This is a genomic window from Burkholderia sp. 22088 (assembly GCF_052045915.1).
Lineage (GTDB): Bacteria > Pseudomonadota > Gammaproteobacteria > Burkholderiales > Burkholderiaceae > Burkholderia > Burkholderia cepacia.
Map to the genome: position 1 here is coordinate 360,631 of NZ_JBQEPY010000001.1, position 22,067 is coordinate 382,697.

Sequence of the window (22,067 nt, forward strand, 5' to 3'; positions counted from 1 at the left end):
GGCGGATGACGAAGGTTCAACCCGACTGGCTGGCGCTCGCGACGCGTTTCGCGCAACTGCCCGACGCGCAGCGCGCGGTGTTCATCGACAAGCTCGGCGCGGCCGGCATCGATTTTCGCGTGCTGCCGATCCCGCCGCGCACGCCGCGCAGCGACCGCGTGCCGGCGTCGTTCGCACAGACGCGGCTGTGGCTGCATGCGCGGCTGATCGATGCGCCCGACGCGTACCACATCACCGAGCGCCTGGCGCTGACGGGCCCGCTCGACGCGCACGCGTTGCGCCTGGCATGCGATGCGCTGATCGCGCGCCACGAGGCGCTGCGCACGACGTTCGACGAAGCGCCGGACGGCGTCGCGCAAACGATCCACGCGCCGATGCGCTGCCCGTGGCGCGAAACCGATCTTGAAGCGCTGCCGGACGCGCAGCGCACGGCGCGCGCGCAAGCCGTCGCGACGGCCGAGGAAGCCGAGCCGTTCGATCTCGGCGTGGCGCCGCTCGTGCGCGCCCACCTGGTGCGCTTCGACGCGACGCATCACTGGCTCGCGCTCACCGTGCACCACATCGTGTCGGACGGCTGGTCGTCGGGCGTGATGCTCGAGGAACTCGCGGCGTTCTATCGCACGTATGCGTCCGACCGGCCGGTACCGCTCGCGCCGCTGCCGATCCAGTACGCCGACTACGCACTGTGGCAGCGCCGCTGGCTCGACGCCGGCGAGCGCGAACGCCAGCTCGCGTTCTGGCGCGAACGGCTCGATCCGCAGCGCGGCGTGCTGACGCTGCCGGGCACGGCCGCACGACCCGCGCGCCGCAGTGCGCGCGGCGCCCGCCACGTGTTTACGCTCGACGCGCGCATTGGTGCGCAACTGCGCGCATTCGCGGCCGCATCGGGCGCCACGCCGTTCGCGGTGCTGCTCGCCGCGCTCGATGCGCTGCTCGCGCGCGCGACGGGCGATGCGCGGATCTGCGTCGGCGTGCCGGCCGCGAACCGCGAACGCGCGGAAGTCGCCGGCCTGATCGGCTTCTTCGTCAACACGCTGGCGATCGACGTCGACGTGCCCGCGCACGGCGATTTCTCGTCGCTGGTCGCGCGCACGCAGCGTGCGCTCGTCGACGCGCAGATGCATCAGGACGTGCCGTTCGAGCAGGTGGTCGATGCGCTCGGCGTGCCGCGCAGCGCGAGCCACCATCCGCTGTTCCAGGTGATGGCCGCGTACGGCGAGCGTCGCGCGTTGCCGGCGCTCGGCGCGGCGTCGGCCGCGTTGCTGCCGTCCGGTACGCCCTCCGCGAAATTCGACCTGACGCTGTCGGTGGAAGCGACGCCGGACGGCACCTTCGACGCCGCGTTCATCTACGCGCTCGACCTGTTCGATGCGGATGCGATCGAACGGCTGGCCGCGCGCTTCGTCACGCTGCTCGCCGATGCGCTCGCGCGCCCCGACATGCCGGTCGGCGATCTCGACTGGCTGCCCGCCGCCGAGCGCGCGCAGCTCCTTGCATGGAACGCGCCGGCCGGCGCGACCGATGCCGAGCCGTTCGTGCCCGTGCATGCACGTATCGCCGCGCATGCGCAGGCACGGCCCGATGCGCGCGGCGTCGCCGATATCGATCGTGCGTTCACGCGCGGCGAAGTCGATGCGCGCGCGGCCCGCCTGGCGCGCCATCTGGTGGCGGCCGGCGTACGGCCGGAAATGCGGGTCGGCGTCGCGCTGCAGCGCTCGGTGGACCTGCTCGTCGCGCTGATCGCGGTCTTGAAGTCGGGCGCCGCGTTCGTGCCGCTCGATCCGGCTCATCCGCGCGAACGGCTCGCGCAGATCGTCGGCGACGCGAACATCGCGCACGTGCTGACCGACGGCGCGAGCGCCGCGTCGCTGCCCGAGCTGCCGGCGCTGCGCGTGTGGCGCGCCGATGAAGTCGCTGCACTCGACGAAGCGGCGCACGTCGTGCTGCCGGACGTGCTGCCGGGGCATGCGGCTTATGCGATCTACACGTCGGGCTCGACCGGCAAGCCGAAGGGCGTGATCGTCGACCATGCATCGTTCGCGCTGCATTGCGCGGCGATCGCCGAACGCTACGGCGCCGGCGAGCAGGACGTGTTCCTGCTGTTCCAGTCGGTCAACTTCGACGGCGCGCATGAAGGCTGGTTCTCGCAATACATGTCGGGCGCCGCCGTGTCGGTGACGGCCGACGTGCTGTGGCCGCCCGCGCAGACCTGCGCGATGATGGTCCGCGACGGCGTGACGATGACCTACGTGCCGCCCGGCTGCGCCGCCCAGCTCGCCGAATGGGCGCTCGCGCACGGCGCGCCGCCGACACTGCGGTCGCTGACCGTCGGCGGCGAAGCGACGTCGCGCGAGGCATTCGCGATGCTGCGCCGCGCGCTGCCGAACGTGCGCGTGGTCAACGGCTACGGGCCGACCGAGACGGTCATCACGCCGACGCTGTGGATGTTCCGGCCCGGCGACGATCTCGCGAAGCTCGGCGACGCCGCGTACCTGCCGATCGGTACGCTGGTCGGCGCACGCACCGCGCACGTGCTCGACGAGCGGCTGCATCCGCTGCCGGTCGGCGTGATCGGCGAACTGTACCTGGGCGGCGAGGGGATCGGCGTCGCGCGCGGCTATCTCGACCGCCCGGCGCTGACGGCCGAGCGTTTCGTGCCCGATCCGTACGGCGCGCCGGGCGCGCGGCTGTACCGCACGGGCGACCTCGTGCGGCGCCGCGCGGACGGCGTGTTCGACTTCATCGGCCGCGTCGACCACCAGGTGAAGCTGCGCGGGCTGCGCATCGAACTCGGCGAGATCGAGGCGCAGCTTGCCGCGCACGACGCGGTGCGTGAAGCATGCGCGGTCGTGCACGGGCAGGGCGCACTCGCGCAGCTCGTCGCGTACGTCGAGCTGACCGCCGACGCCCGGGCGGCCGCGCAGCCGGTCGAAGCCGCGACGCTCGACGCACACCTGCGCCGCACGCTGCCCGATTACATGGTGCCCGCGCAGCTGATCGTGCTCGACGCGCTGCCGCGCAACGCGAACAGCAAGGTCGACCGCGCACGGCTGCCGGCGCCCGTGCGTGTCGAACGCGCGTACGAAGCGCCGCAGGACGGCGACGAAGCCGCGCTCGCGGCGATCTGGTGCGACGTGCTGAATCTCGAGCGTGTGGGCCGGGGCGATCACTTCTTCGATCTCGGCGGCCATTCGCTTGCCGCCGTGCGCGTCGCGACGCGCGTGGCCGAACGGCTCGGCCGCGACGTGCCGGTGCGCGCGCTGTTCGAAGCGCCGGTGCTCGCGCAGTACGCGCGTCAGGTGGCCGATGCGCCGCGCGCCGCGCATGCCGGTGCCGCGGCGCCGGGCGTTGCGGTGGCGCAACCGGACGCCCACGGCGTGTGGCCGCTGTCGCCGGCGCAGCTCGGCCTGTGGTTCCTGTGGCGCGCGCAGCCGGACAGCGCCGCGTACAACATTCCGGTCGCGCTGCGGGTGCGCGGCCCGCTCGACGTCGATGCGCTGCGTGCGGCCTTCTCGGATGTCGCGGCCGTACATCCGGCGCTGCGCGCACGGCTCGTGGCGCGTGACGGCGCGCTGCCGGGCCAGCGGATCGACGCGGACGTTTCCGTCGAACTGCCGGTGATCGACCTGTCGGCGCAAGCCGATGTGCTTGCCCGCGCGGCGGCGCTGACCGACGAGGATGCGCTCGCACCGTTCGACCTCGCGGCCGATGCGCCGCTGTGGCGCGCGCGGGTGCTGCGGCTCGGCGCGGACGATCACGTGCTGTCGCTGACGATTCATCACATCGTGTCGGATGGCGAATCGATCGAGCTGTGGCTCGATGCGGTTCGCGCGCGCTATGTCGCCCGCGTGCAGGGCGGTGCCGTGGCGGCCGGGGAGATCGCCCAGCCGGTCGCCCGGCCGCTCGTGCTGCCCGCGCCGTGCCATCCGGCCCGCGTCGCTTACTGGCGCGATGCGCTGGCCGACCTGCCGGCACGCCTGCTGCCGCAGCGCGCCAACGCGCCGGCCGTGCCGCAATGGCGCGCGGCGCGCATCGCGTTCGAATTCGACGGCGCGTTGATCCGCGCCGCACGCGATACGGCGTCGGCCGCGCACGCGACGCTGCCGATGCTGCTGCACGCGGCGCTCAACACCGCCTTGTTCCGCGCGACGGGTGCGGCCGACCAGCCGGTCGGCGTGCTCGCGTCGACGCGCGAGCTGACGGGCGACGCGGCCCGCGAGGCGCTCGGCCTCTTCATCAATTCGGTCGTCGTGCGTACGCGGATCGACCCGGCCGCGCGTCGCGCGGACGTGCTGGCCCAGGTGCGCGACACGGCACTCGCGGCCTATGCGCACGCCGACGTGCCGTTCGCGGACGTCGTCGCGGCGCTGCGCGCGCCGCGAGCCGCGCAGGCCAATCCGCTGTTCCAGGTGATGTTCAACTACCTGCGCCCGACCGGTGCCGCCGCGCGCGACTGGGCCGGCCTGTCGCTGGCCGGGTTCGACGAGGTGCGCCATCGCGTCGTGTTCACGCTGGAGCTGGACGTCGTCGAGCATCCGGACGGGCGTGTGAGCGCCGCGTTCTCGTATGCGGACGAACTGCTCGACCGCCGCTTCGTCGATGCGCTCGTCGACGTTTACCACGACGAAGTCGCGCGCTTCGCCGGCGCGTCGGAAGCCGCGCTCGGCGCGCCCGACACGCATGCCGCTGCGCAAGCGTCGCCGCGCGCGCCCGCGGCAGGCGACGCACGCGCCGCAACGTCGTCGCGCGCACCGCATGCGGCTGCCGCGCTCGCGGCGCTGTGGTCCGACACGTTCGCGACGGCCGCGCCCGAGCCCGATGCCGACCTGTTCGAAGCGGGCGCGACGTCGTTCGACGTCGTGCGCTTCGTCGACGCGGCCAGCCGGGCCGGTCACGCGCTGACGGTCGCCGACCTGTTCGCGTCGCCGACGTTCGCGGCACTCGGCGCGCGGCTCGACGCATGCACGGAAACGGGACAGGAGGAACGCCATGCTGGCTGAAGTGCGTCCGGACGGATTCACGATGCTCGATACCTATCGCCTCGCGTTCGCGGACGGCCTGTTCGCCGTGCGCGACGGCGCGGAGATCCGCGTCGCGCAGGGCGACGGCATCGGCGCGCAGCTGTTGCGCGCGCAACTCGGCGACGACGGCACACTGCGCCTCGTCGCATACAACCATCGCGCGTCGCCGGCCGACCAGCGGCGTGCGCTGCTGGCCGCATTGGCCGCGGCGTTTTCCGACAGCGCGCGCCACGCGTCGATCCGGCTCGACCCGGCCGCGTGGCCGGCGGTCGCGCTCGATGCGCTGCGCGCGAGCGGCGTGCTCGCCGACGCCGGCCGTTGCATGCGCGAAGGCTGGGCACAGCAGGCCGACCTGTGGCTCGTCGGCCCGCATCTGCCGTGCGCGACGCTGCCGGTATTGACCGACGGCCGCCGCCACCCGCGCCGGCCGCCGGCGCCGCGCGGCGAAGTCTATGCGCGCGACCTGCCGGCGCTCGGCGTGCGCTTCACGCTGCGCGGCTGGCAGCCGGCCGAGGATGCCCAACGCGTCGCGCGCTGGTTCGACGAGCCGCGCGTGCGCGACGGCTGGCCGGGCGCGCAGCCTGGCGTGGACGGCGGGCAAGGTGCGGCGCCGGATGCCGATCCGCACGTCACGCCGCTCGTCGGCTGCTTCGACGGCGAACCGTTCGCGTATTTCGAGGCGTTCTGGCTGAAGGAAGACGCGCTCGCGCCGCACGTCGCGGCGCGCGACTACGACCGCGGGCTGCGGATGCTGGTCGGCGAATCGCGCTGGCGCGGCCCGCATTGCGTGGCGGGCTGGCTGCCGTCCGTCGTTCATTACCTGTTTCTCGACGACTCGCGTACCGAAGCGGTCGGCTGTGCCGTTCCGGCCGGCCACGCGCGGGTTGCCGACCATCTCGCGCGGCATGGCTTCGCGCGGCAGCGCCGTCTCGCGCTGGCCGACGCGCAGCCGCTGTGGATGCGCACGCTGCGCGAGACGTTCTTCTCCGGCCGTCACGTCTGACGGGCCGGATTCACCGACAAGGGAGCTGAGACATGCAGAGAGAAACCGTATTCGACCTGATCGGCGTCGGCTTCGGGCCGTCGAATCTGGCGCTGGCCGTGCGCCTCGCGGAGCGCGGTGGCGCACGTACGCTCGCCCATTGCTTCGTCGAGCGCCAGCCTGAATTCGGCTGGCATCGCGGGATGCTGCTCGACGACTGCCGGATGCAGATCTCGTTTCTGAAGGATCTCGTCACGATGCGCGATCCGAAAAGCCGCTACACGTTCATCAACTACCTGTTCGAACGCGGCCGGCTGAACGAATTCGTCAACCTGAAGAACTTCTACCCGACCCGCGTCGAGTTCCACGACTACCTGAGCTGGGTGGCCGACGCGTTCGATGATCGCGTCCATTACAGCGAGACCGTGCTGGGCATCGAGCCCGTGCGCGGCGACGGCGCGCGGATCGACGCGCTGCGCGTGCTGTCGCGCGACACCGCCGGCCACGAGCGCCAGCGCGTCACGCGCGCGCTGTCGGTCGGCGTCGGCGGTACGCCGGCGATCCCGGACGCGTTTGCCGCGCTCGGCCGCGACCGCGTGATCCACTCGTCGTCCTACCTGACCGACATCGACCGGCTCGTCGCGTCGCCGGACGGCGAGCGCCGCCGCGTCGCGGTGATCGGCGCGGGGCAGAGCGCGGCCGAGGTGTTCATCGATCTCGCGCGCCGCTTCCCGCATGTCGACGCGAGCCTCGTGATGCGCGCGGGCGCGCTGAAGCCGGCCGACGACAGCCCGTTCGTCAACGAGATCTTCAGCCCCGAATTCACCGATGTCGTCTATGCGCAGCCGCATGACGCGCGCCGCGCGCTGCTCGAGCGCTATCGCGACACGAACTACGCGGTGGTCGACCGGCCGCTGATCGAACAAATCTACGAAATGCTGTACCTGCAGCGCATCGACGGCACGCCGCGTCATGCGCTGCTCGCGAACAGCGCGATCGAGGGCGCGGCGCGCACCGCCGACGGCCGCATCGAGCTGACGTTGCGCGACCGGATGAGCGGTGCGACGCGCGTCGAGCGCTTCGACGCGCTCGTGCTCGCGACCGGCTACCGCCGCGACACCCATTCGGCGCTGCTCGAAGGGCTCGCGCCGCACCTGGGCGATGCGCTCGAGCGTGGCGACGTGACGCGCGACTACCAGCTCGCGACGCCCGCGCACTTCGCGCCGCGCATCTACCTGCAAGGCTGCTGCGAAGACAGCCATGGTTTGTCCGACACGCTGCTGTCGGTGCTGGCACGCCGCGCGGACGAAATCTGCGCGTCGCTCGAAGACGGGATCGCGCCCGCCCATGACGAAGGCGCGGCCAAGGCAAGACAAGAAAACGGGGTGAGCGCGGGCCGGATGGCTTTCGCTCTTTGACAAAGGCGCGGTCGGAGACCGCATGAAAAAAGTGGAGCAGAGAAAGATGGAGTGGGCAACAGGCACGCGTTTGCGTGCGATCGCAGCCGCGGCAAGCGTGGCGTTCGGTGCGGCGGCGGGGCAGGCATATGCCCAGACGGCGCCGGCCGTGAACGCAGGCGCCGCGGCGTCGGCCAGCAGTGCGCAGGGCGGTGCGGCGGCCAGTGCGTCGACCGGTACGCTGCCGACGATCAACGTCAACGCGGCCTCGGAAGGGGACGGCACGGTCGGGCTCGTCGCGAAGCGCAGCCGGACCGGCACGAAGACCGATACACCGATCAACGAGATCCCGCAGACGATCAACGTCGTCACCGCGCAGCAGATCGAGATGACCGGCGCGACCGACGTGAACGCGGCGCTGCGCTACGTGCCGGGTTTCTCGTCGTACGGTTCGGACAACCGTTCCGACTGGTACGCGGCACTGCGCGGCTTCACGCCGACCGCCTACGTGAACGGGCTGCAGGTGCCGAACACGATCAACCTCGCGAGCTGGCGCGTCGATCCGTACATGATCGACAGCATCACCGTGCTGCGCGGGCCGACCTCGGTGCTGTACGGCGCGGGCGACCCCGGCGCGATCGTCGACGTGCAGACCAAGCTCGCCGACGGCGAGCGCGTGCGCGAGGCCGGCGTGCAGATCGGCAACTACGCGCGCAAGCAGTTCATGATCGACGTGGGCGACAAGCTCGACCCGGACGGCAAGTACGCGTACCGGTTCGTCGGCGTCGCGCGCGACGGCAATGCGCTGACCGGCCCGAACAACGACCAGCGCGTCGCGCTCGCGCCGTCGTTCCGCTGGCGCCCGAACGCGGATACGTCGCTGACGCTGTCCGCGACGTACCTGCAGGACTGGGGCGACATCTCGTCGAACTTCGTCCCGGCGGTGGGCACGGTGCTGCCGAACCCGAGCGGGCAAATCAACAAGGACGTCTACGAAGGCGACCCGAACTTCAACTACTACCGCAAGAAGCAGTGGTCGGTCGGCTACCAGTTCGAGCAGAACCTGACTTCGGCGTGGAAGTTCCGGCAGAACGTCCGCCTGATGCACCTGTCGCTCGACAACGGCTCGGTGTTCGGCAACGGCTTCGTCGACGGCAGCACGACCGACGTGTCGCGCTGGGCCGGTGTGTTCCAGATGAACTACAGCCGCTTCGACATCGACAACAACCTGGAAGGCCGGTTTGCAACGGGCCCGCTCCAGCACACGCTGCTGCTCGGCTTCCAGTACAACCGCCAGACCGCGACCGACAGCGAATGGCTCGCCGCAGCGTCGCCGCTGAACATCTACAACCCGGTCTACACGCCGGTCACGCTGTCGGTGTTCTCGAATCCGGACACCACGATCCGTACGAACACGTACACGACGATGAACACGTTCGGCCTGTACGCGCAGGATCAGATCAAGTCGAACCGCTGGACGCTGACGCTCGGCGGCCGCGAGGACTGGGTCAACATGCGGATGGACGACCGCGCGGGCGGCACGTCGACGAAGGCGGACGTGACGGCGTTCACCGGCCGTGTCGGCCTCACGTACCAGGGCGACTACGGGCTGTCGCCGTACGTCAGCTACGCGACGTCGTTCAACCCGCTGATCGGCGTGAACCTGCTCGGCGGCGGGCTGCCCCAGCCGACGCGCGGCAAGCAGATCGAGGCCGGCCTGCGCTGGCAGCCGCCCGGCAAGAACCTGATGCTGAACGCGGCGATCTACCAGATCAACCAGACCAACGGCATCACGCCGGCGCTGCCGAGCCAGGACGACAGCGGCACCAAGTCGGTACAGTCCGGCGAGGTGCGTTCGCGCGGGATCGAGCTGAGTGCGACCGGCAAGGTCACGCCGAACCTGTCGCTGATCGCCTCGTACGTCTACCAGGACGTGAAGGTCATCAAGGCGAACGACAACTCGCTGAACAACTGGCCGGTCGACATTCCGCGTCCGCGCCAGATGGCGTCGCTGTGGGCCGACTGGACGTGGCATACGGGGGCGCTCGCGGGGCTGGGCTTCGGCGGCGGCGTTCGCTACCAGAGCGCGTCGGCCGGTGGGTCCGACAACGCGCTGACGGTGTCGAGCGTCACGCTGTTCGACGCGGGCGTGCACTACGACACGCGCAACTGGCGCTTCGCCGTGAATGCGACGAACCTGGCCAACCGCCACTACATCAGCGGCTGCCAGTCGGTGAACGTCTGCGTGTTCGGCACCGACCGCACGGTGATCGCGACCGCGAAATACAACTGGTGACGATGCGCGCCGCGGCCCGCCGGCCGGCCTTCGTGGCCGGCGCGGGCCGGCCGCGGCGCCTTCGTCCGCTTTTCCACGACGCATCCATGCCGAAGAAAAATCTCGTCTACATCCAGTCGCTGCGCAACGGCGCAGCCGATCGCGCCGGCCAGCCGGTCGCTTATCAGGGCGGCACGCGCTACATGAAGGCGCCGCTCGAATTCCTCGTCGAGCGCCTGAACGACTCGCCGCTCGGCGAGCGCTACACGCTCAAGGGCGTGATCGTCGACGACGACGACGGTTCGCCGGCCGACCGCGCGAAGGTGGCCGACTACGGCTTCGCCCGTACGCCGGGCCGCCCGTGGATCCTGCCGGAAGGGTTGACGGTGCAGGGCCGGCCGGTCGACGAACTGTTCTGCACGATTGCGTCGACATACCGGCGGCTGCCGCGCGACGCACGCGAGCGTGCAGCCGGCAAACAGGCGTTCGAGCGCCGCCTGCTCGAGCGTCTGCTCGAACTCGAAGCCGATGTCGTCGTGCTCGACGGGCTGCTCGTGATCCTCGACGAGCTCGTGCGGCCCGGCGCGCGCTTTCACCGGCGCATCGCCAACATCCACCCGGGCATCACTGCCGACGGTTCGCCGTACCAGCGGCGCGGCGCATGGGCGACGCTCGACGCGCTGCACGGCGCGCGCGGCGAACGGGTCGACTGGGCGAGCGGCGCGACGTCGTCCGTCGAGCCCGTGATGATGACGGGCGCGTCGTTCCACTACGTCGACAACGGCATCGATTCCGGCGAGGTGATCTGCGACGTGCTCGACACGCCGATCGCACCGGACGACACGATTCTCGAACTGCGCTGGAACAACTTCCAGCGCAGCCTGTTTCCGGCGCTCGAGCGGGGGCTGCACGTTCTCGCCGATCGCCACGACGCGGGAGCACTGTGATGCAAGACACGTTGACGAAACCGGCCGGCGCCGCCGACGCCGTCGAAGGTGAAGTGGCCGCGGCGCTCGACGGCGCCGCGCACGGGCCGGCGCTGACGGTCGCCGAGCGCTCGCTCGACGCGTGGCGGCCCGACGATTCGCCGGAGGCACTGCTCCCGGCGTTCGTCGCGCTCTTCAACACCGACACGCGATACGACGCGGCGACGATCACGGTGCCGCTCGGCGGCGCCGATGCGGCGGCCGTTGCGTCGTACGTGGCGCGCGCGGTGCGCGAGGGCGTGATCGACGGTGCGCAGGCCGAGGGCGACACGCTGCGGTTCACCGTATCGCGCACGACCTTCTGGCAGAACCCGCGACCGTGGCTGAAGGCGCCCGCGTCGGGCGGGATGCCGCTGCGCCATGCGATCACGAACGGCCACCGGCACCCGGTGCGGCCGCCGTCGCCGGCCGGCGAGATCTATGCACGCCATATGCCGCAGGTCGGGATGACGTTCAGCCTGCGCACCGTCGACATCGACGCGCATGCGGACCTGTTCAGCGGCTGGATGAACCTCGATCGCGTCGCGCATTTCTGGGATCAGCGCGGCACGCGCGACGAGCACGCGGCGTATCTTGCCGAGCGGCTCGCCGATCCGCACATGCACCCGATGATCGGCTATTTCGACGACACGCCGTTCGGCTATTTCGAGTTCTACTGGGCGAAGGAGGATCGTCTCGCGCCGTTCTACGATGCGCACGACTACGATCGCGGGCTGCACCTGCTGATCGGCGACTCGCGGTTCCAGAGCGCCGGCAAGCTGCATGCATGGTGGAGCGGGGTGCTGCACTACATGTTCGTCGACGAACCGCGCACGCAGCGGCTCGTTGGCGAGCCGCGCGTCGATCACGTGCGGCACATCGCGTACATGCACCGGCTCGGGTTCTACACGCTGAAGGAGTTCGATTTCCCGCACAAGCGCGCGGCGCTCACCGTGATCGAGCGAGACACATTCTTCGACACTTTCCGGTTGCCGTGACGGCGCGGGTGCGCAGCGTCGGTGCGGCGTTGCGCGCGGTGCGGTGCCGCACCGGCATCGGCCGTTCGGGATATGGACTGCGTGGCCTGCGTCGTGAAGAATGGATCGCTCTCCTCATCGACGACAGGCCGGCAACATGACAAAAACACCCGTGGCAGCGTGGGGCGCGACGTCCGATTTGCGTCCTCTCAATTTGACATATGCTGGCATATGTCTAGAATGGGCGCATCGTACTCCCATGGAGTGGCTCATGCGCACCGTTTCCATTTTCAAGAACGCCCGTAACCAGGCAATCCGCATCCCGAAGGACATGGAGTTCGAGGGGGTGACGGAACTCGAGATCCGCCGCGAGGGCGACACACTGATGCTGCGACCGGTGCGGCCCACGTGGCTCTCGTTCGCGAGCGAACCGCTGGCCGACGCCGATTTCCTCGTCGAACGCCCGGCCGTGATCGAGTCCGGCCGCTTCGACCTTTCCGGCGGCGCCGCGCCGACGGAGTCCGGCCAGTGACCACGCTCTACATGCTCGATACGAACATCTGTTCGTTCATCATGCGCGAGCGGCCGCCGGTAGTGCTGTCGCGGCTGCAATCGTGCGTCAATGCGCAGCACCGGATCGTCGTGTCGGCCATCACTTATGCCGAAATGCGGTTCGGCGCAGTCGGCAGGAAGGCGTCGCCGAAGCATGCGGAACTCGTGACGGCCTTTGTCTCGCGGCTCGATGGCGTGCTGTCGTGGGATACGGCGGCCGTCGATGCGACGGCCGCGATTCGTGCCGATCTCGCCGCGCGCGGCACGCCGATCGGTGCGAACGATGCGTCGATCGCCGGGCATGCGATCGCGGCCGGTGCGGTGCTCGTCACGAACAACGGCCGGGAATTCGGCCGGGTGGCCGGGTTGTCGCTCGAAGACTGGGCGGCCTGAGCGCGGCAGTGCGAAAGCGGGATGACGTCGCGGCTTCACATCCACAGCGTCGTGTCATGCGTGCGGTGCGGGTGAATCCGCGAGAAAGGCGTCGCGGAATGCGTCGAGATACCGGTTGGCGTCATCGCTGAATTCACCCGGCAACAGCGCGAACGCACGTGCCAGCAGATCCTGGCCGAGCGTGGCATAGGTCGCTTCGTCGGACAACAGCACGCGGATCGCGTCGCGCGTGTGCGGCGAGGCAATCCGTTTCGCGTCTCGCGCGAGCAGCGCGGCGGCGGCAAGGCCGGGCTGGAACGCATGCAGCTCCAGCAGGTCGGGGGCGGCGTCCCAGATGCGCTCGCGATTGCCTGCATCGTGAAAATTCCGCAGCAGGAACAGCAAGTCGTACGCATCGCTGTTCTGGCGTGCCCGCCGGTCTTTCCAGGCGAGCAGCTTCAGCAGCGCGAGCGCCGGCAGGCTGGCCACCGGCACGACGGTGCGCGCGTCGATCGACACCGGCTGCGCGGTGTCCACCGCTTCCTGGAAACCGAGCACGTTCAGCACGAATTCGCCGCCCGGTGGCCACGCGATCGCACCCGGCGGCGTTTCGAGCGGCCCGAACGGCACGAGATCGAGTTCGGTGCGAAAACCATGCGTGCCGCTGTCGAACAGCAGTTTTTGATGTTGTTTCGGTGCGCGCGTGAATTGCCCGGTCGCAACGAGCGTATCGACGAGCTGCGCGTGAAACGGCCAGCTCACCGCGCACACCGCAACGTCGACGTCCCGTGTCGCACGCACCGGCCGGATGCCATGGACGTGCCACATCAGGATGTCGCGCGCGGTTGCGCCGGCGACGACGAAGGCCGCATCGACGCGCGCGCAGGCACGGCTCACCGCTTGCAAGAGCGCGACCGCCGCCGGGTCGAGCGGCCGGCGCGCGTCGACTTCAAGCGGGCGGATGGGCGAGGTATCGGTCATGGATCCGTTCGGCGGCGGCAAGGTTGCGGCTGTCCCCGGACGAGACGAGATCCGCATAGATCAGGAGCGGCGGTACGAGCGGCATGCGCGGCTCGTGCCAATCGAGCGCGGGCGAGTGCGGCCAGAATGCTTCGACGATTTCGACGTCGCCGTGGTCGTCCGGGCGCAGGCGGGCCTGGAGCAGCAGGCGGTTCGATGCCGCGCCGTGCGTATAGACGGTGATCTCGGCCGGCTTCAGATCGTGCGTCAGCAGGTCGGCCGCCGGTTCGCCGCCGAGCCGCGCATCGAACGACGCGAAATCGAAATCGCGCCACCAGTCGGGCGCGAGGCTGGCATAACGACGGCTCGGCAGTTTCGCGCGCAGGCGGCTCGGGTACAGCGCAACCCATTCGTGCACGAAGCGCGGCCAGTCGGGTATCAGGCGCTCGCCATTGCGGCGCTGCCCGACGAGGCCGCGCGCGATCAGGTCGTCCATCGCGAGGTTGACCGTGCCGAGCGCGACACCCGATGCGGCCGCAATCGCCCGATACGGCTGCGCGACGAGGCCCGGCTGTGTCGCGACCGCGAACATCACGGCCAGCCCCTTCGGCGTCGTCGCGCGCGATGCCTGCCGGCGCGGCGTGCGTGCGGGTTTCGGCCGGCCCGCGATCATCACGGTCGCTTCCGGCTGAATCAGGCATGCGTTGCCCGCGGTGTCGAGAAACGGGATGCCCTGGTCGGTCAGGCCGGCGGCCAGTTCGGCCGAAAGATAGGGGGCGATCAGCATCAGCGGCCGCTCGCCGGGTGTCGCAGTCGCAATGCCGCGGCGGCGCAGTGCCGCGAGTGCGCCCGGCAGCGATTCGACGCGCAGGCTCACGGCGGCCGGCATCTCGAATACGTGCCCGGCAACGTCGAAGCGGATCATCGCGTCGGCTTGCCCGGCATACGCGGCCGGCACGCGCATGGGCCGCGCGCCGAAGCGCCGGGTCGCGCGTTCGAACGCGGCGCAGGCTTCGTCGAGCACGTGCTGTTCCGACATCGGAAGGGGGGCGTTCTCGGGCATCGGAGGCGATTGCTTGTTCACTTGCTCATCAGCGTACACAAAAAATGTACAGGCGTCAAAAAATGAACAATTGCCTGTAACACATTGATGTGTCGGCATTATTCCGGATGCTTGAACGGTCATCGTCGAATCCTGGCGCTCGTCAAATCGCTGTCAAGCCCACAGTCTCACGCACCCGAACCGTGTGCGGCAGTCACCCGGATGGCCGGTTAACTCATATCGTGCGCGGTACCAGAAACGGCAACCGTTGGTTGCTACCGCGACGACTTTTCGTCTGCCCGGTTGCCGGCGAACCGACTATCCTTGCCTGCACATTCCCCGCAGAAACAGGAGACGACACCGTGACGCACAGCGTGATTCCCGCAGGCCTCGTCGATGAAATGATCGAGATCCGGCACCGCATCCATGCCCACCCCGAGCTCGGCTTCGAGGAATTCGCGACGAGCGACCTCGTCGCCGAGCAACTGCAGTCGTGGGGCTACACGGTGCATCGCGGGCTGGGCGGCACGGGCGTCGTCGCGCAGCTGAAGGTCGGCAACGGCACGCAGCGCCTCGGCCTGCGCGCCGACATGGATGCGTTGCCGATCCACGAGGCCACGGGCCTGCCGTACGAGAGCAAGATCGCCGGCAAGATGCACGCATGCGGTCACGACGGCCACACGGCGATGCTGCTCGCCGCCGCGAAGCATCTTGCGCGCGAGCGCCGCTTCTCGGGCACGCTGAACCTGATTTTCCAGCCGGCGGAAGAAGGGCTCGGCGGCGCAAAGAAGATGCTCGACGAAGGGCTGTTCGAGCTGTTCCCGTGCGACGCGATCTTCGCGATGCACAACATGCCGGGGTTCCCCACGGGCAAATTCGGCTTCCTGCCGGGGCCGTTCATGGCGTCGTCCGATACCGTCGTCATCGACGTGCAGGGCCGCGGCGGCCACGGCGCGGTGCCGCACAAGGCGGTCGATTCGGTGGTCGTGTGCGCGCAGATCGTGATTGCGCTGCAGACGATCGTGTCGCGCAACGTGTCGCCGCTCGACATGGCGATCGTCACGGTCGGCGCGATCCACGCGGGCGAGGCGCCGAACGTGATTCCCGATCGCGCGCAGATGCGCCTGTCGGTGCGCGCGCTGAAGCCGGAGGTGCGCGACCTGCTCGAGACGCGCATCAAGGAAGTCGTGCATGCGCAGGCCGCCGTGTTCGGCGCGACCGCGACGATCGACTACCAGCGCCGCTACCCGGTGCTCGTCAACGACACGGATATGACCGCGTTCGCGCGCGGCGTCGCGCGCGAGTGGGTGGGCGAAGCGAACCTGATCGACGGGATGGTGCCGCTCACCGGCAGCGAGGATTTCGCGTTCCTGCTCGAGAAGCGGCCGGGCTGCTACCTGATCATCGGCAACGGCGACGGAGAGGGCGGCTGCATGGTGCACAACCCCGGCTACGACTTCAACGACGCGGCACTGCCTACCGGCGCGTCGTACTGGGTCAAGCTGGCCGAGGCGTTCCTGGTGTGATGCGGCGGCGCGGCGGCGTGCGAGCTGCCGCGCCTGCAAAACCGGTCGCGGCGGCCGTGACCGCATTTGACGCTCCTTGACATCGACGGAACAGGTCGCGTGCTACGCTGCGCGCGACGCCGGACCGGCGCGATGAATACAGGTGTGGATGAAATGCGAAAACAGCTTCTGACCGTGCTGACCGCCTGTGCGGTCGCCATGCTGGCAGCCGGGTGCGACGACCAGAAAGTGGCTGACGCGGTGAATGCGATCAAGCCCGATCCGATGGCGTTCGGCAATCTGCAGCCGGGCGTGTCGACGACCGAGGACGTGCTCCGCCAGGCGGGCAAGCCGGAAATGGTCAGGCAGGGCGACGACGGCTCGCAGCGGTTCGAATATCCGCGCGGCCCGTACGGCACGAGCACCTACATGCTCGATTTCGGGCCCGACGGCCGGCTCGTGTCGATCACGCAGGCGCTGACGGCGGCGAACATCGCGAAGGTCGTGCCCGGGATGTCGAAGGACGACGTGCGCCAACTGCTCGGCAAGCCGACCGAGATCGCGCAATACGCGCTGAGCCACGAAGAGGTGTGGAGCTGGCACTGGGCCGAGGGCGGCGTATCGGGCGACGCGATGTTCAACGCGCATTTCTCGCCCGACGGCACCGTGATCCGCACTTCGCGCTCGGAAGCGCCGGGCCGCGAAAAACCCTGACAGCGCGGCGCCTCGCCGTTTTTTCGGTCAGAACGCCGTGCCGCCGAACAGCGCCACGACCGCCTCCGGATTCGACGGCCAGTACAGGTGCATGTACGTCGCGACGATCGCGCCGTGGCGATAGACGGCTTCGCCGCTGCCCGGCTTGCCGTCGGGGCGCGCCGCGTTCGCGACCGGTTCCAGCGGCGTCGCGAGCGTCGAATAATGAAACGTATGGCCGCGCATCGGCCCGGTACGCGTATCGAGCTGCTGCATGCCGAGCGCCGCGAACCGGCGCTGCATCGTCGCCCGACCCGGCAACAGCCCGAGCATCGACGTCGTGACACCGTCGACGTCGGTCAGCGATTCACACAGATACACCATCCCCCCGCATTCCGCGACGATTGGCCGGCGAGCCGCCGCATGCGCGCGAAGGGTCCGTGCGGTGGCGTCATTCGCCGCGAGCGTCGCCGCATGCAGCTCCGGATAGCCGCCCGGCAGGAACAGCGCGTCGCAATCGTCCGGCACGGGTTCGTCGGCGAGCGGCGAGAAGAACCGCAACCGCGCGCCGAGCGCCTCGAGCAGCGCGAGATTCGCCGGATAGATGAACGAAAACGCCGCGTCGCGCGCAATCGCGATCCGCTTGCCGGCGAGCGCACGCGGCAGCGGCGCCGCGGCGTCCGGTTCGGCGAACGCGACGGCGGGCGGCAATTCGGCGAGCGCCGTCTGCGCGAGCACGTCGGCCGCGCGGTCGAGCCGTGCGTCGAGATCGTCGATGTCGGCCGGCTGGTGCAGGCCGAGATGCCGCTCCGGCAGCGCGATGCCCGCATCGGCCGGCACGTGCCCGAGCCAGTGCAGGTCGTCGGGCAGCGCCTGCTGCAGCAGTTCCGCGTGCCGGGCCGAGCCGACGCGGTTCGCGAGCACGCCGTGAAACGGCAGCCCCGGCCGGAACCGGGCGAGCCCGAACGCGATCGCCGCGAACGTCTGCGCCATCGCCTTCGCTGAAATCACCGCGACGACCGGCACGCCGAACGCAGCCGCGAGGTCGGCACTGCTCGGCGTACCGTCGAACAGCCCCATCACGCCTTCGATCAGGATCAGGTCGGCATCGCGTGCGGCATCGGCAAGCAACGCGCGGCAGCCGGCCTCGCCGACCATTCCGAGATCGAGCGCATGCACGGGGGCGCCGCTCGCACGTTCGAGCAGCATCGGATCGAGAAAGTCGGGCCCGGTCTTGAACACGCGCACGCGGCGGCCGAGCCGGCGGTGCAGCCGCGCGAGGCCGGCCGTCACCGACGTCTTGCCCTGGCCCGACGCGGGCGCACTGACGAACAGCGCGGGGCAGGCGGGCATGCTCAGAACTCCACGCCGCGCTGCGCCTTCACGCCTTGCTCCTTGTACGGATGCTTGACGAGCCGCATCTCGGTGACGAGGTCGGCCGCGTCGATCAGCGCATCGGGCGCATGCCGCCCGGTCACGACGACGTGGACCGAATCGGGACGCGCGGCAAGCGTCGCGAGCACTTCGTCGAGCGGCAGGTATTCGTACTTCAGCACCGTGTTCAACTCGTCGAGGATCACCATCCGGTAATCACCGCTTTCGATCATCCGGCGCGCCTCGTCCCAGCCCTTGCGCGCGGTCGCGATGTCGGCGTCGCGGTTCTGCGTGTTCCACGTGTAGCCGTCGCCCATCGTCACGAAATCGCACTCGGCAACCGCGCCGAGGAAGTCGCGCTCGGACGTGTGCAGCGCGCCCTTGATGAACTGCACGACACCGAGCCGCATGCCGTGGCCGAGCACGCGCACGGCCATGCCGAACGCGGCCGTGCTCTTGCCCTTGCCGTTGCCGGTGTTGACGATCAGCAGGCCCTTTTCGTTGACGGCGGCGGCCTGCTTCTTCTCGTGGCCCGCGCGGCGGCGTTCGGTCATCCGTTGATGGGATTCGGCGTCGGTTTTCATCGGATTCGTCCTGTCGAAAGAAAGCGAAACAAAGTGTTCAGAGCGGGCCGGCGAGTGCGACCGTCACGCCGTCCCGGATGGATTTGGGGCCCAGCAGCCGGCCGTGCGGCGCCGCGAGCTGCGCGCACGGCTCGGCCACGCCCGCGACGCCGAAGCGGGCGAGCGCGGCATCCGACGGGCCGCTCACGGCCAGTTCGGGGCGGCTCGCGAGCTGTGCCGCGTCGAACGCGACGAGCGGCCAGCCGCGTCTCGCGCACAGCGTGCGCAGCGCGCGTGCGCGCGCCTTGTCGGCGAGCGTGGCGACGAGCGCCGGTTCGGCAGCCGGGTACCGCATCAGCGCGATGCGGATCGCGGCATCGAGTTGCGCGGCCGTCACGCCCGCGCGGAAACCGACACCGATCGCGACGCGCATCATGCGCGGCCGCCGAGTGCGGCGCGTACCGCGGGATCGTTGGCGAACGCCGCGACGCGGCCGATCACGACGATCGCCGGCGAACCGATGCCGGTCGCGCCGACACGCTCGACGAGCGTGTCGAGCGTCGCGAGCACGTGCCGCTGTTCGGGGCGCGTCGCGTTCTCGATCGCCGCGCACGGCGTGTCGCCGGGCAGGCCGCCTTCGCGCAGCGCGGCTGCAATCGTGTCGAGCCGGCGGATGCCCATGTAGACGACGATCGTCATGCGTGTGGCCGCGAGCGCGCGCCAGTCGGGTTCGTCGGCGCCCGCGCCGTGGCCCGTGACGAAGATCACGCCCTGCGCGTCGCCGCGCTGCGTGACCGGAATGCCGAGCGCGGCCGGCGCGGCGATGCCCGCCGTGACGCCGCTCACGACCTCGACTTGAAATCCCGCGGCGCCGAGCGCGGCCAGCTCCTCGCCGCCGCGGCCGAACACGAACGGGTCGCCGCCCTTGAGCCGTGCGACGCTGCGGCCCGCGCGCAGATGCGCAAGCATCGCCGCGACGATCGCCTCCTGCGGCGTCGATGCATGACCGCCGCGCTTGCCGACGTGCTCGATGTGCGCATCGGCGCGCGCATGGCGCAGCACGTCGGGGTTCACGAGATCGTCGACGAGCAGCACGTCGGCCGAGCCGATCGCGTGGACGGCCTTGAGCGTCAGCAGGTCGGCGTCGCCGGGGCCGGCGCCGATGAGCCAGGCGCGGCTCATCGGGCGCGGCACGGCGCGCACCGTGTCGAAACAGTGGAAACGGGAAGGCGGGCGGGGCGGCGGCCAGCAGACAGGTGAAGCATGACGGATCGGACGAAGCCCGCGCGGACGCGGGCGGAATGCGCACTCGATCCGTCCCCCGCGGATCGGGCGTTCGGCGAGCATCGGGCTCGCCCCTTGCGTCGGCCGGTATCCGGGCTGGCCGCTTGCCAGGCCGCAGCCTTCCCGCCCGGTGGACGGGCAGTGGCATCGTGGGCGGCCTGGGCGCGTGCGCGGGGAAGCGCGTCGCGCGGGCGGCGTACCGTTGCGGGGACAGCACAGGCAGGGCGGCGATCCGCCTCCTGTTTCCCGTTTAACTGCATGCACGGAATGCGCATGCGAGCACCGAACGCGGCGCTACGATAGCACAGCGGTCCACCCGCGCGAACCGCCGTGCGCGGCGTCCGGCCGCGCGCGGCGGCCCTCCGGAACCGGGCCCGGCGGCCCGTTTTGCCTTGACGCTCCCCGCACCGCCGCCTACACTCGCACGCGTTTTGGTGCTCGCGCGCGCCGCTCCGGTGCGCGCAGTTAAACGGGAAACAGGGAGCCTGCCTGCGCCGCAGTCGAGCCAACCTGTGCTGCCCCCGCAACGGTAAGCGAACGCGTCGCGCGCAAGCGCCACGCAGCGCCGCTTCGCCGCATGCCCCGCGCATGCGGACGACCGCCACTGGATTGCTGTGCATCCGGGAAGGCGAAGCGGCGTGTTCGCCAGCCCGGATACCGGCCCAAACGTTGGGGTTCAGCGCCGCGGGGAGGCGGCGCATCGTCCACGGCCGCAGCAGGCCCGACGCCCGCGTGTTGCTCGTTTCCACCGCCGATCTGCCGCTGCGCGAACCCGCGCCGGCCGGCGCGGTGAACGGCAGGCGGCGCGAGCCGGGCCGGCGGCAGCCGTGTTGGCATTCACGATGTCGACCGTTCGCAAGGAAGCACCATGTCCGATTCGTCGTTCCGCCCGTCCCGCGACTGTCCGTCCGGATCGCGCGGCGGCATGCCCGCGATCCGCCAGATGAACTGCCACGCCGCCATCGACGCGACGATCCCGGGCTGATTCCTTTTTCGACACAGGACCTACCATGACCCTACGCAAGCTTCCCGTCACGATCGTCACGGGCTTTCTCGGCAGCGGCAAGACGACGCTGATGCGCCACATCCTGCAGCACGCCGAAGGCCGCCGCATCGCGGTGATCGTCAACGAATTCGGCGAACTCGGCATCGACGGCGAAATCCTCAAGGGCTGCGGCATCGGCTGCGAGGAGGCCGACGGTGCGCAGGGCGAAGCATCGGGCCAGTTGTACGAACTCGCGAACGGCTGCCTGTGCTGCACCGTGCAGGAGGAGTTCTATCCGGTGATGGAAGCGCTCGTCGAGCGTCGCGCGGACATCGACCACGTGCTGATCGAGACGTCCGGGCTCGCGCTGCCGAAGCCGCTCGTGCAGGCGTTCAACTGGCCGACGATCCGCAACAGCTTCACGGTCGACGCGGTCGTGACCGTCGTCGACGGGCCGGCCGCCGCAAGTGGCCAGTTCGCGGAGAACCCGCAGGCCGTCGACGCGCAGCGCCGCGCCGATCCGAACCTCGACCACGAATCGCCGCTGCACGAGCTGTTCGCCGATCAACTGTCGTCCGCCGATCTCGTGATCGTGAACAAGGCCGATCTCGTCGGCGACGCGGAATTTGCGCAGATCGAAACCGCGATCCGCGACGAGATCCCGCCGCAGGTGAAGATCGTGCGCGCGACGCGCGGCGAGCTCGATCTCGCGATGCTGCTCGGCCTCGAATCGGCATCGGAAGAAACGATCCACCTGCGCCACGACCATCACGGCTCGGCCGACGACGGCGATCACGATCACCATCACGACGATTTCGATTCGGTGGTCGTGTCCGGCGATGCCGGCACGCGCGAGGCGACGATCGCCGCGCTGCAGCGCGTCGTCGAAGCGCATACGATCTACCGCGCGAAAGGCTTCGCCGCGCTGCCCGGCGCGCCGATGCGGCTCGTGATCCAGGGTGTCGGCCGCCGTTTCGACAGCTATTTCGACCGTCGCTGGCAGGACGGCGAAACCCGCGCGAGCCGTTTCGTGCTGATCGGCGAGGATCTCGACGCGGCGGCGCTGCAACGCGCGTTCGACGCCGCGTGCGCGGCCGAGCCGCAACAGGCGTAACGCACG

General features: G+C 70.0%; 17 protein-coding genes and 2 riboswitches. Of the genes, 11 read left to right on the forward strand and 6 right to left on the reverse strand.

The features are described from left to right. Positions 1-5: 5 nt before the first annotated feature. The 8 genes from ACTJLD_RS01790 (at position 6) to ACTJLD_RS01825 (ending at position 12,562) form a co-directional block, all read left to right on the forward strand. Positions 6-5,000, forward strand: a complete 4,995-nt coding sequence (locus ACTJLD_RS01790; protein WP_440657808.1) for an amino acid adenylation domain-containing protein — start codon at positions 6-8, stop codon at positions 4,998-5,000. After that, positions 4,990-6,024: a GNAT family N-acetyltransferase gene (locus tag ACTJLD_RS01795; protein WP_440657810.1), complete on the forward strand. Its 1,035-nt coding sequence runs from the start codon at positions 4,990-4,992 to the stop codon at positions 6,022-6,024. Before ACTJLD_RS01790 ends, ACTJLD_RS01795 begins: the two co-directional genes overlap by 11 nt. A 32-nt stretch (positions 6,025-6,056) precedes the next feature. After that, entirely contained in the window at positions 6,057-7,421 is a 1,365-nt protein-coding gene (locus ACTJLD_RS01800; protein ID WP_440657812.1) for a lysine N(6)-hydroxylase/L-ornithine N(5)-oxygenase family protein, read from the forward strand. Between the two features lie 22 nt (positions 7,422-7,443). Beyond that, positions 7,444-9,696 carry a TonB-dependent siderophore receptor gene (locus tag ACTJLD_RS01805; protein WP_440657814.1) on the forward strand — a complete coding sequence of 751 codons (2,253 nt, stop codon included), beginning with the start codon at positions 7,444-7,446 and terminating at the stop codon, positions 9,694-9,696. Between the two features lie 86 nt (positions 9,697-9,782). Continuing rightward, the gene (locus tag ACTJLD_RS01810; protein ID WP_042975471.1) at positions 9,783-10,622 is read left to right on the forward strand and encodes a formyltransferase family protein; all 840 of its coding nucleotides are present in this window, start codon (positions 9,783-9,785) and stop codon (positions 10,620-10,622) included. Beyond that, a complete protein-coding gene (locus ACTJLD_RS01815) occupies positions 10,622-11,638 on the forward strand; it encodes a GNAT family N-acetyltransferase (protein ID WP_440657817.1) in 1,017 nt (338 codons plus the stop codon). Before ACTJLD_RS01810 ends, ACTJLD_RS01815 begins: the two co-directional genes overlap by 1 nt. A gap of 250 nt (positions 11,639-11,888) precedes the next feature. After that, positions 11,889-12,149 (forward strand): type II toxin-antitoxin system VapB family antitoxin, encoded by a 261-nt coding sequence (gene vapB / locus ACTJLD_RS01820; protein ID WP_060196597.1) that lies wholly within the window; start codon positions 11,889-11,891, stop codon positions 12,147-12,149. Beyond that, positions 12,146-12,562, forward strand: coding sequence for a PIN domain-containing protein (locus tag ACTJLD_RS01825; protein WP_027787436.1), 417 nt, complete (start codon positions 12,146-12,148; stop codon positions 12,560-12,562). Before vapB ends, ACTJLD_RS01825 begins: the two co-directional genes overlap by 4 nt. Before the next feature lie 54 nt (positions 12,563-12,616). Here the strand turns inward: ACTJLD_RS01825 and ACTJLD_RS01830 are convergent, their stop codons facing one another. Beyond that, a complete protein-coding gene (locus ACTJLD_RS01830) occupies positions 12,617-13,522 on the reverse strand; it encodes a nucleotidyl transferase AbiEii/AbiGii toxin family protein (protein ID WP_272545365.1) in 906 nt (301 codons plus the stop codon). Then, positions 13,491-14,564: a type IV toxin-antitoxin system AbiEi family antitoxin gene (locus ACTJLD_RS01835; protein ID WP_440657952.1), complete on the reverse strand. Its 1,074-nt coding sequence runs from the start codon at positions 14,562-14,564 to the stop codon at positions 13,491-13,493. Before ACTJLD_RS01835 ends, ACTJLD_RS01830 begins: the two co-directional genes overlap by 32 nt. 341 nt (positions 14,565-14,905) lie before the next feature. Here ACTJLD_RS01835 and ACTJLD_RS01840 point away from each other — a divergent pair, with 341 nt between their 5' ends. Both ACTJLD_RS01840 and bamE read left to right on the forward strand, forming a co-directional pair. After that, positions 14,906-16,069, forward strand: a complete 1,164-nt coding sequence (locus ACTJLD_RS01840) for a M20 aminoacylase family protein (RefSeq protein WP_440657820.1) — start codon at positions 14,906-14,908, stop codon at positions 16,067-16,069. 153 nt (positions 16,070-16,222) lie between these two features. Then, on the forward strand, positions 16,223-16,762 hold the full coding sequence (bamE, locus tag ACTJLD_RS01845) for an outer membrane protein assembly factor BamE domain-containing protein (RefSeq protein WP_060084855.1): 540 nt from the start codon (positions 16,223-16,225) through the stop codon (positions 16,760-16,762). Between the two features lie 27 nt (positions 16,763-16,789). On the opposite strand, the gene ACTJLD_RS01850 is transcribed toward bamE, so the two are convergent. The 4 genes from ACTJLD_RS01850 to cobA are packed head-to-tail and all read right to left on the reverse strand — an operon-like array spanning position 16,790 to position 19,860. Next, positions 16,790-18,094: a cobyrinate a,c-diamide synthase gene (locus tag ACTJLD_RS01850; protein WP_027787431.1), complete on the reverse strand. Its 1,305-nt coding sequence runs from the start codon at positions 18,092-18,094 to the stop codon at positions 16,790-16,792. 2 nt (positions 18,095-18,096) lie between these two features. Continuing rightward, positions 18,097-18,699, reverse strand: a complete 603-nt coding sequence (cobO, locus tag ACTJLD_RS01855) for a cob(I)yrinic acid a,c-diamide adenosyltransferase (RefSeq protein WP_021160089.1) — start codon at positions 18,697-18,699, stop codon at positions 18,097-18,099. A 37-nt stretch (positions 18,700-18,736) separates the two neighbouring features. Next, positions 18,737-19,114, reverse strand: coding sequence for a cobalamin biosynthesis protein (locus ACTJLD_RS01860; protein ID WP_027787430.1), 378 nt, complete (start codon positions 19,112-19,114; stop codon positions 18,737-18,739). Further along, positions 19,111-19,860 (reverse strand): uroporphyrinogen-III C-methyltransferase, encoded by a 750-nt coding sequence (cobA, locus tag ACTJLD_RS01865; protein WP_060172338.1) that lies wholly within the window; start codon positions 19,858-19,860, stop codon positions 19,111-19,113. Before cobA ends, ACTJLD_RS01860 begins: the two co-directional genes overlap by 4 nt. Positions 19,861-20,027: 167 nt before the next feature. Further along, a riboswitch (cobalamin riboswitch) is annotated at positions 20,028-20,265 on the reverse strand. Between the two features lie 112 nt (positions 20,266-20,377). Beyond that, positions 20,378-20,642, forward strand: a riboswitch (cobalamin riboswitch). Between the two features lie 330 nt (positions 20,643-20,972). On the opposite strand from cobA, the gene cobW reads away from it, so the two are divergent. Then, entirely contained in the window at positions 20,973-22,061 is a 1,089-nt protein-coding gene (gene cobW / locus ACTJLD_RS01870; protein WP_059700214.1) for a cobalamin biosynthesis protein CobW, read from the forward strand. Positions 22,062-22,067: the final 6 nt, after the last annotated feature.

Bases quoted from the DNA above. Each gene is read 5' to 3' on its own strand.
- ACTJLD_RS01860 (WP_027787430.1), bottom strand. From the start codon at position 19,114: ATGATGCGCGTCGCGATCGGTGTCGGTTTCCGCGCGGGCGTGACGGCC.
- ACTJLD_RS01830 (WP_272545365.1), bottom strand. From the start codon at position 13,522: ATGACCGATACCTCGCCCATCCGCCCGCTTGAAGTCGACGCGCGCCGG.
- ACTJLD_RS01815 (WP_440657817.1), top strand. From the start codon at position 10,622: ATGCAAGACACGTTGACGAAACCGGCCGGCGCCGCCGACGCCGTCGAA.
- ACTJLD_RS01850 (WP_027787431.1), bottom strand. From the start codon at position 18,094: ATGCCCGCCTGCCCCGCGCTGTTCGTCAGTGCGCCCGCGTCGGGCCAG.
- cobA (WP_060172338.1), bottom strand. From the start codon at position 19,860: ATGAGCCGCGCCTGGCTCATCGGCGCCGGCCCCGGCGACGCCGACCTG.
- bamE (WP_060084855.1), top strand. From the start codon at position 16,223: ATGCGAAAACAGCTTCTGACCGTGCTGACCGCCTGTGCGGTCGCCATG.
- ACTJLD_RS01835 (WP_440657952.1), bottom strand. From the start codon at position 14,564: ATGCCCGAGAACGCCCCCCTTCCGATGTCGGAACAGCACGTGCTCGAC.
- cobO (WP_021160089.1), bottom strand. From the start codon at position 18,699: ATGAAAACCGACGCCGAATCCCATCAACGGATGACCGAACGCCGCCGC.
- cobW (WP_059700214.1), top strand. From the start codon at position 20,973: ATGACCCTACGCAAGCTTCCCGTCACGATCGTCACGGGCTTTCTCGGC.
- ACTJLD_RS01810 (WP_042975471.1), top strand. From the start codon at position 9,783: ATGCCGAAGAAAAATCTCGTCTACATCCAGTCGCTGCGCAACGGCGCA.
- vapB (WP_060196597.1), top strand. From the start codon at position 11,889: ATGCGCACCGTTTCCATTTTCAAGAACGCCCGTAACCAGGCAATCCGC.
- ACTJLD_RS01800 (WP_440657812.1), top strand. From the start codon at position 6,057: ATGCAGAGAGAAACCGTATTCGACCTGATCGGCGTCGGCTTCGGGCCG.
- ACTJLD_RS01795 (WP_440657810.1), top strand. From the start codon at position 4,990: ATGCTGGCTGAAGTGCGTCCGGACGGATTCACGATGCTCGATACCTAT.
- ACTJLD_RS01805 (WP_440657814.1), top strand. From the start codon at position 7,444: ATGAAAAAAGTGGAGCAGAGAAAGATGGAGTGGGCAACAGGCACGCGT.
- ACTJLD_RS01790 (WP_440657808.1), top strand. From the start codon at position 6: ATGACGAAGGTTCAACCCGACTGGCTGGCGCTCGCGACGCGTTTCGCG.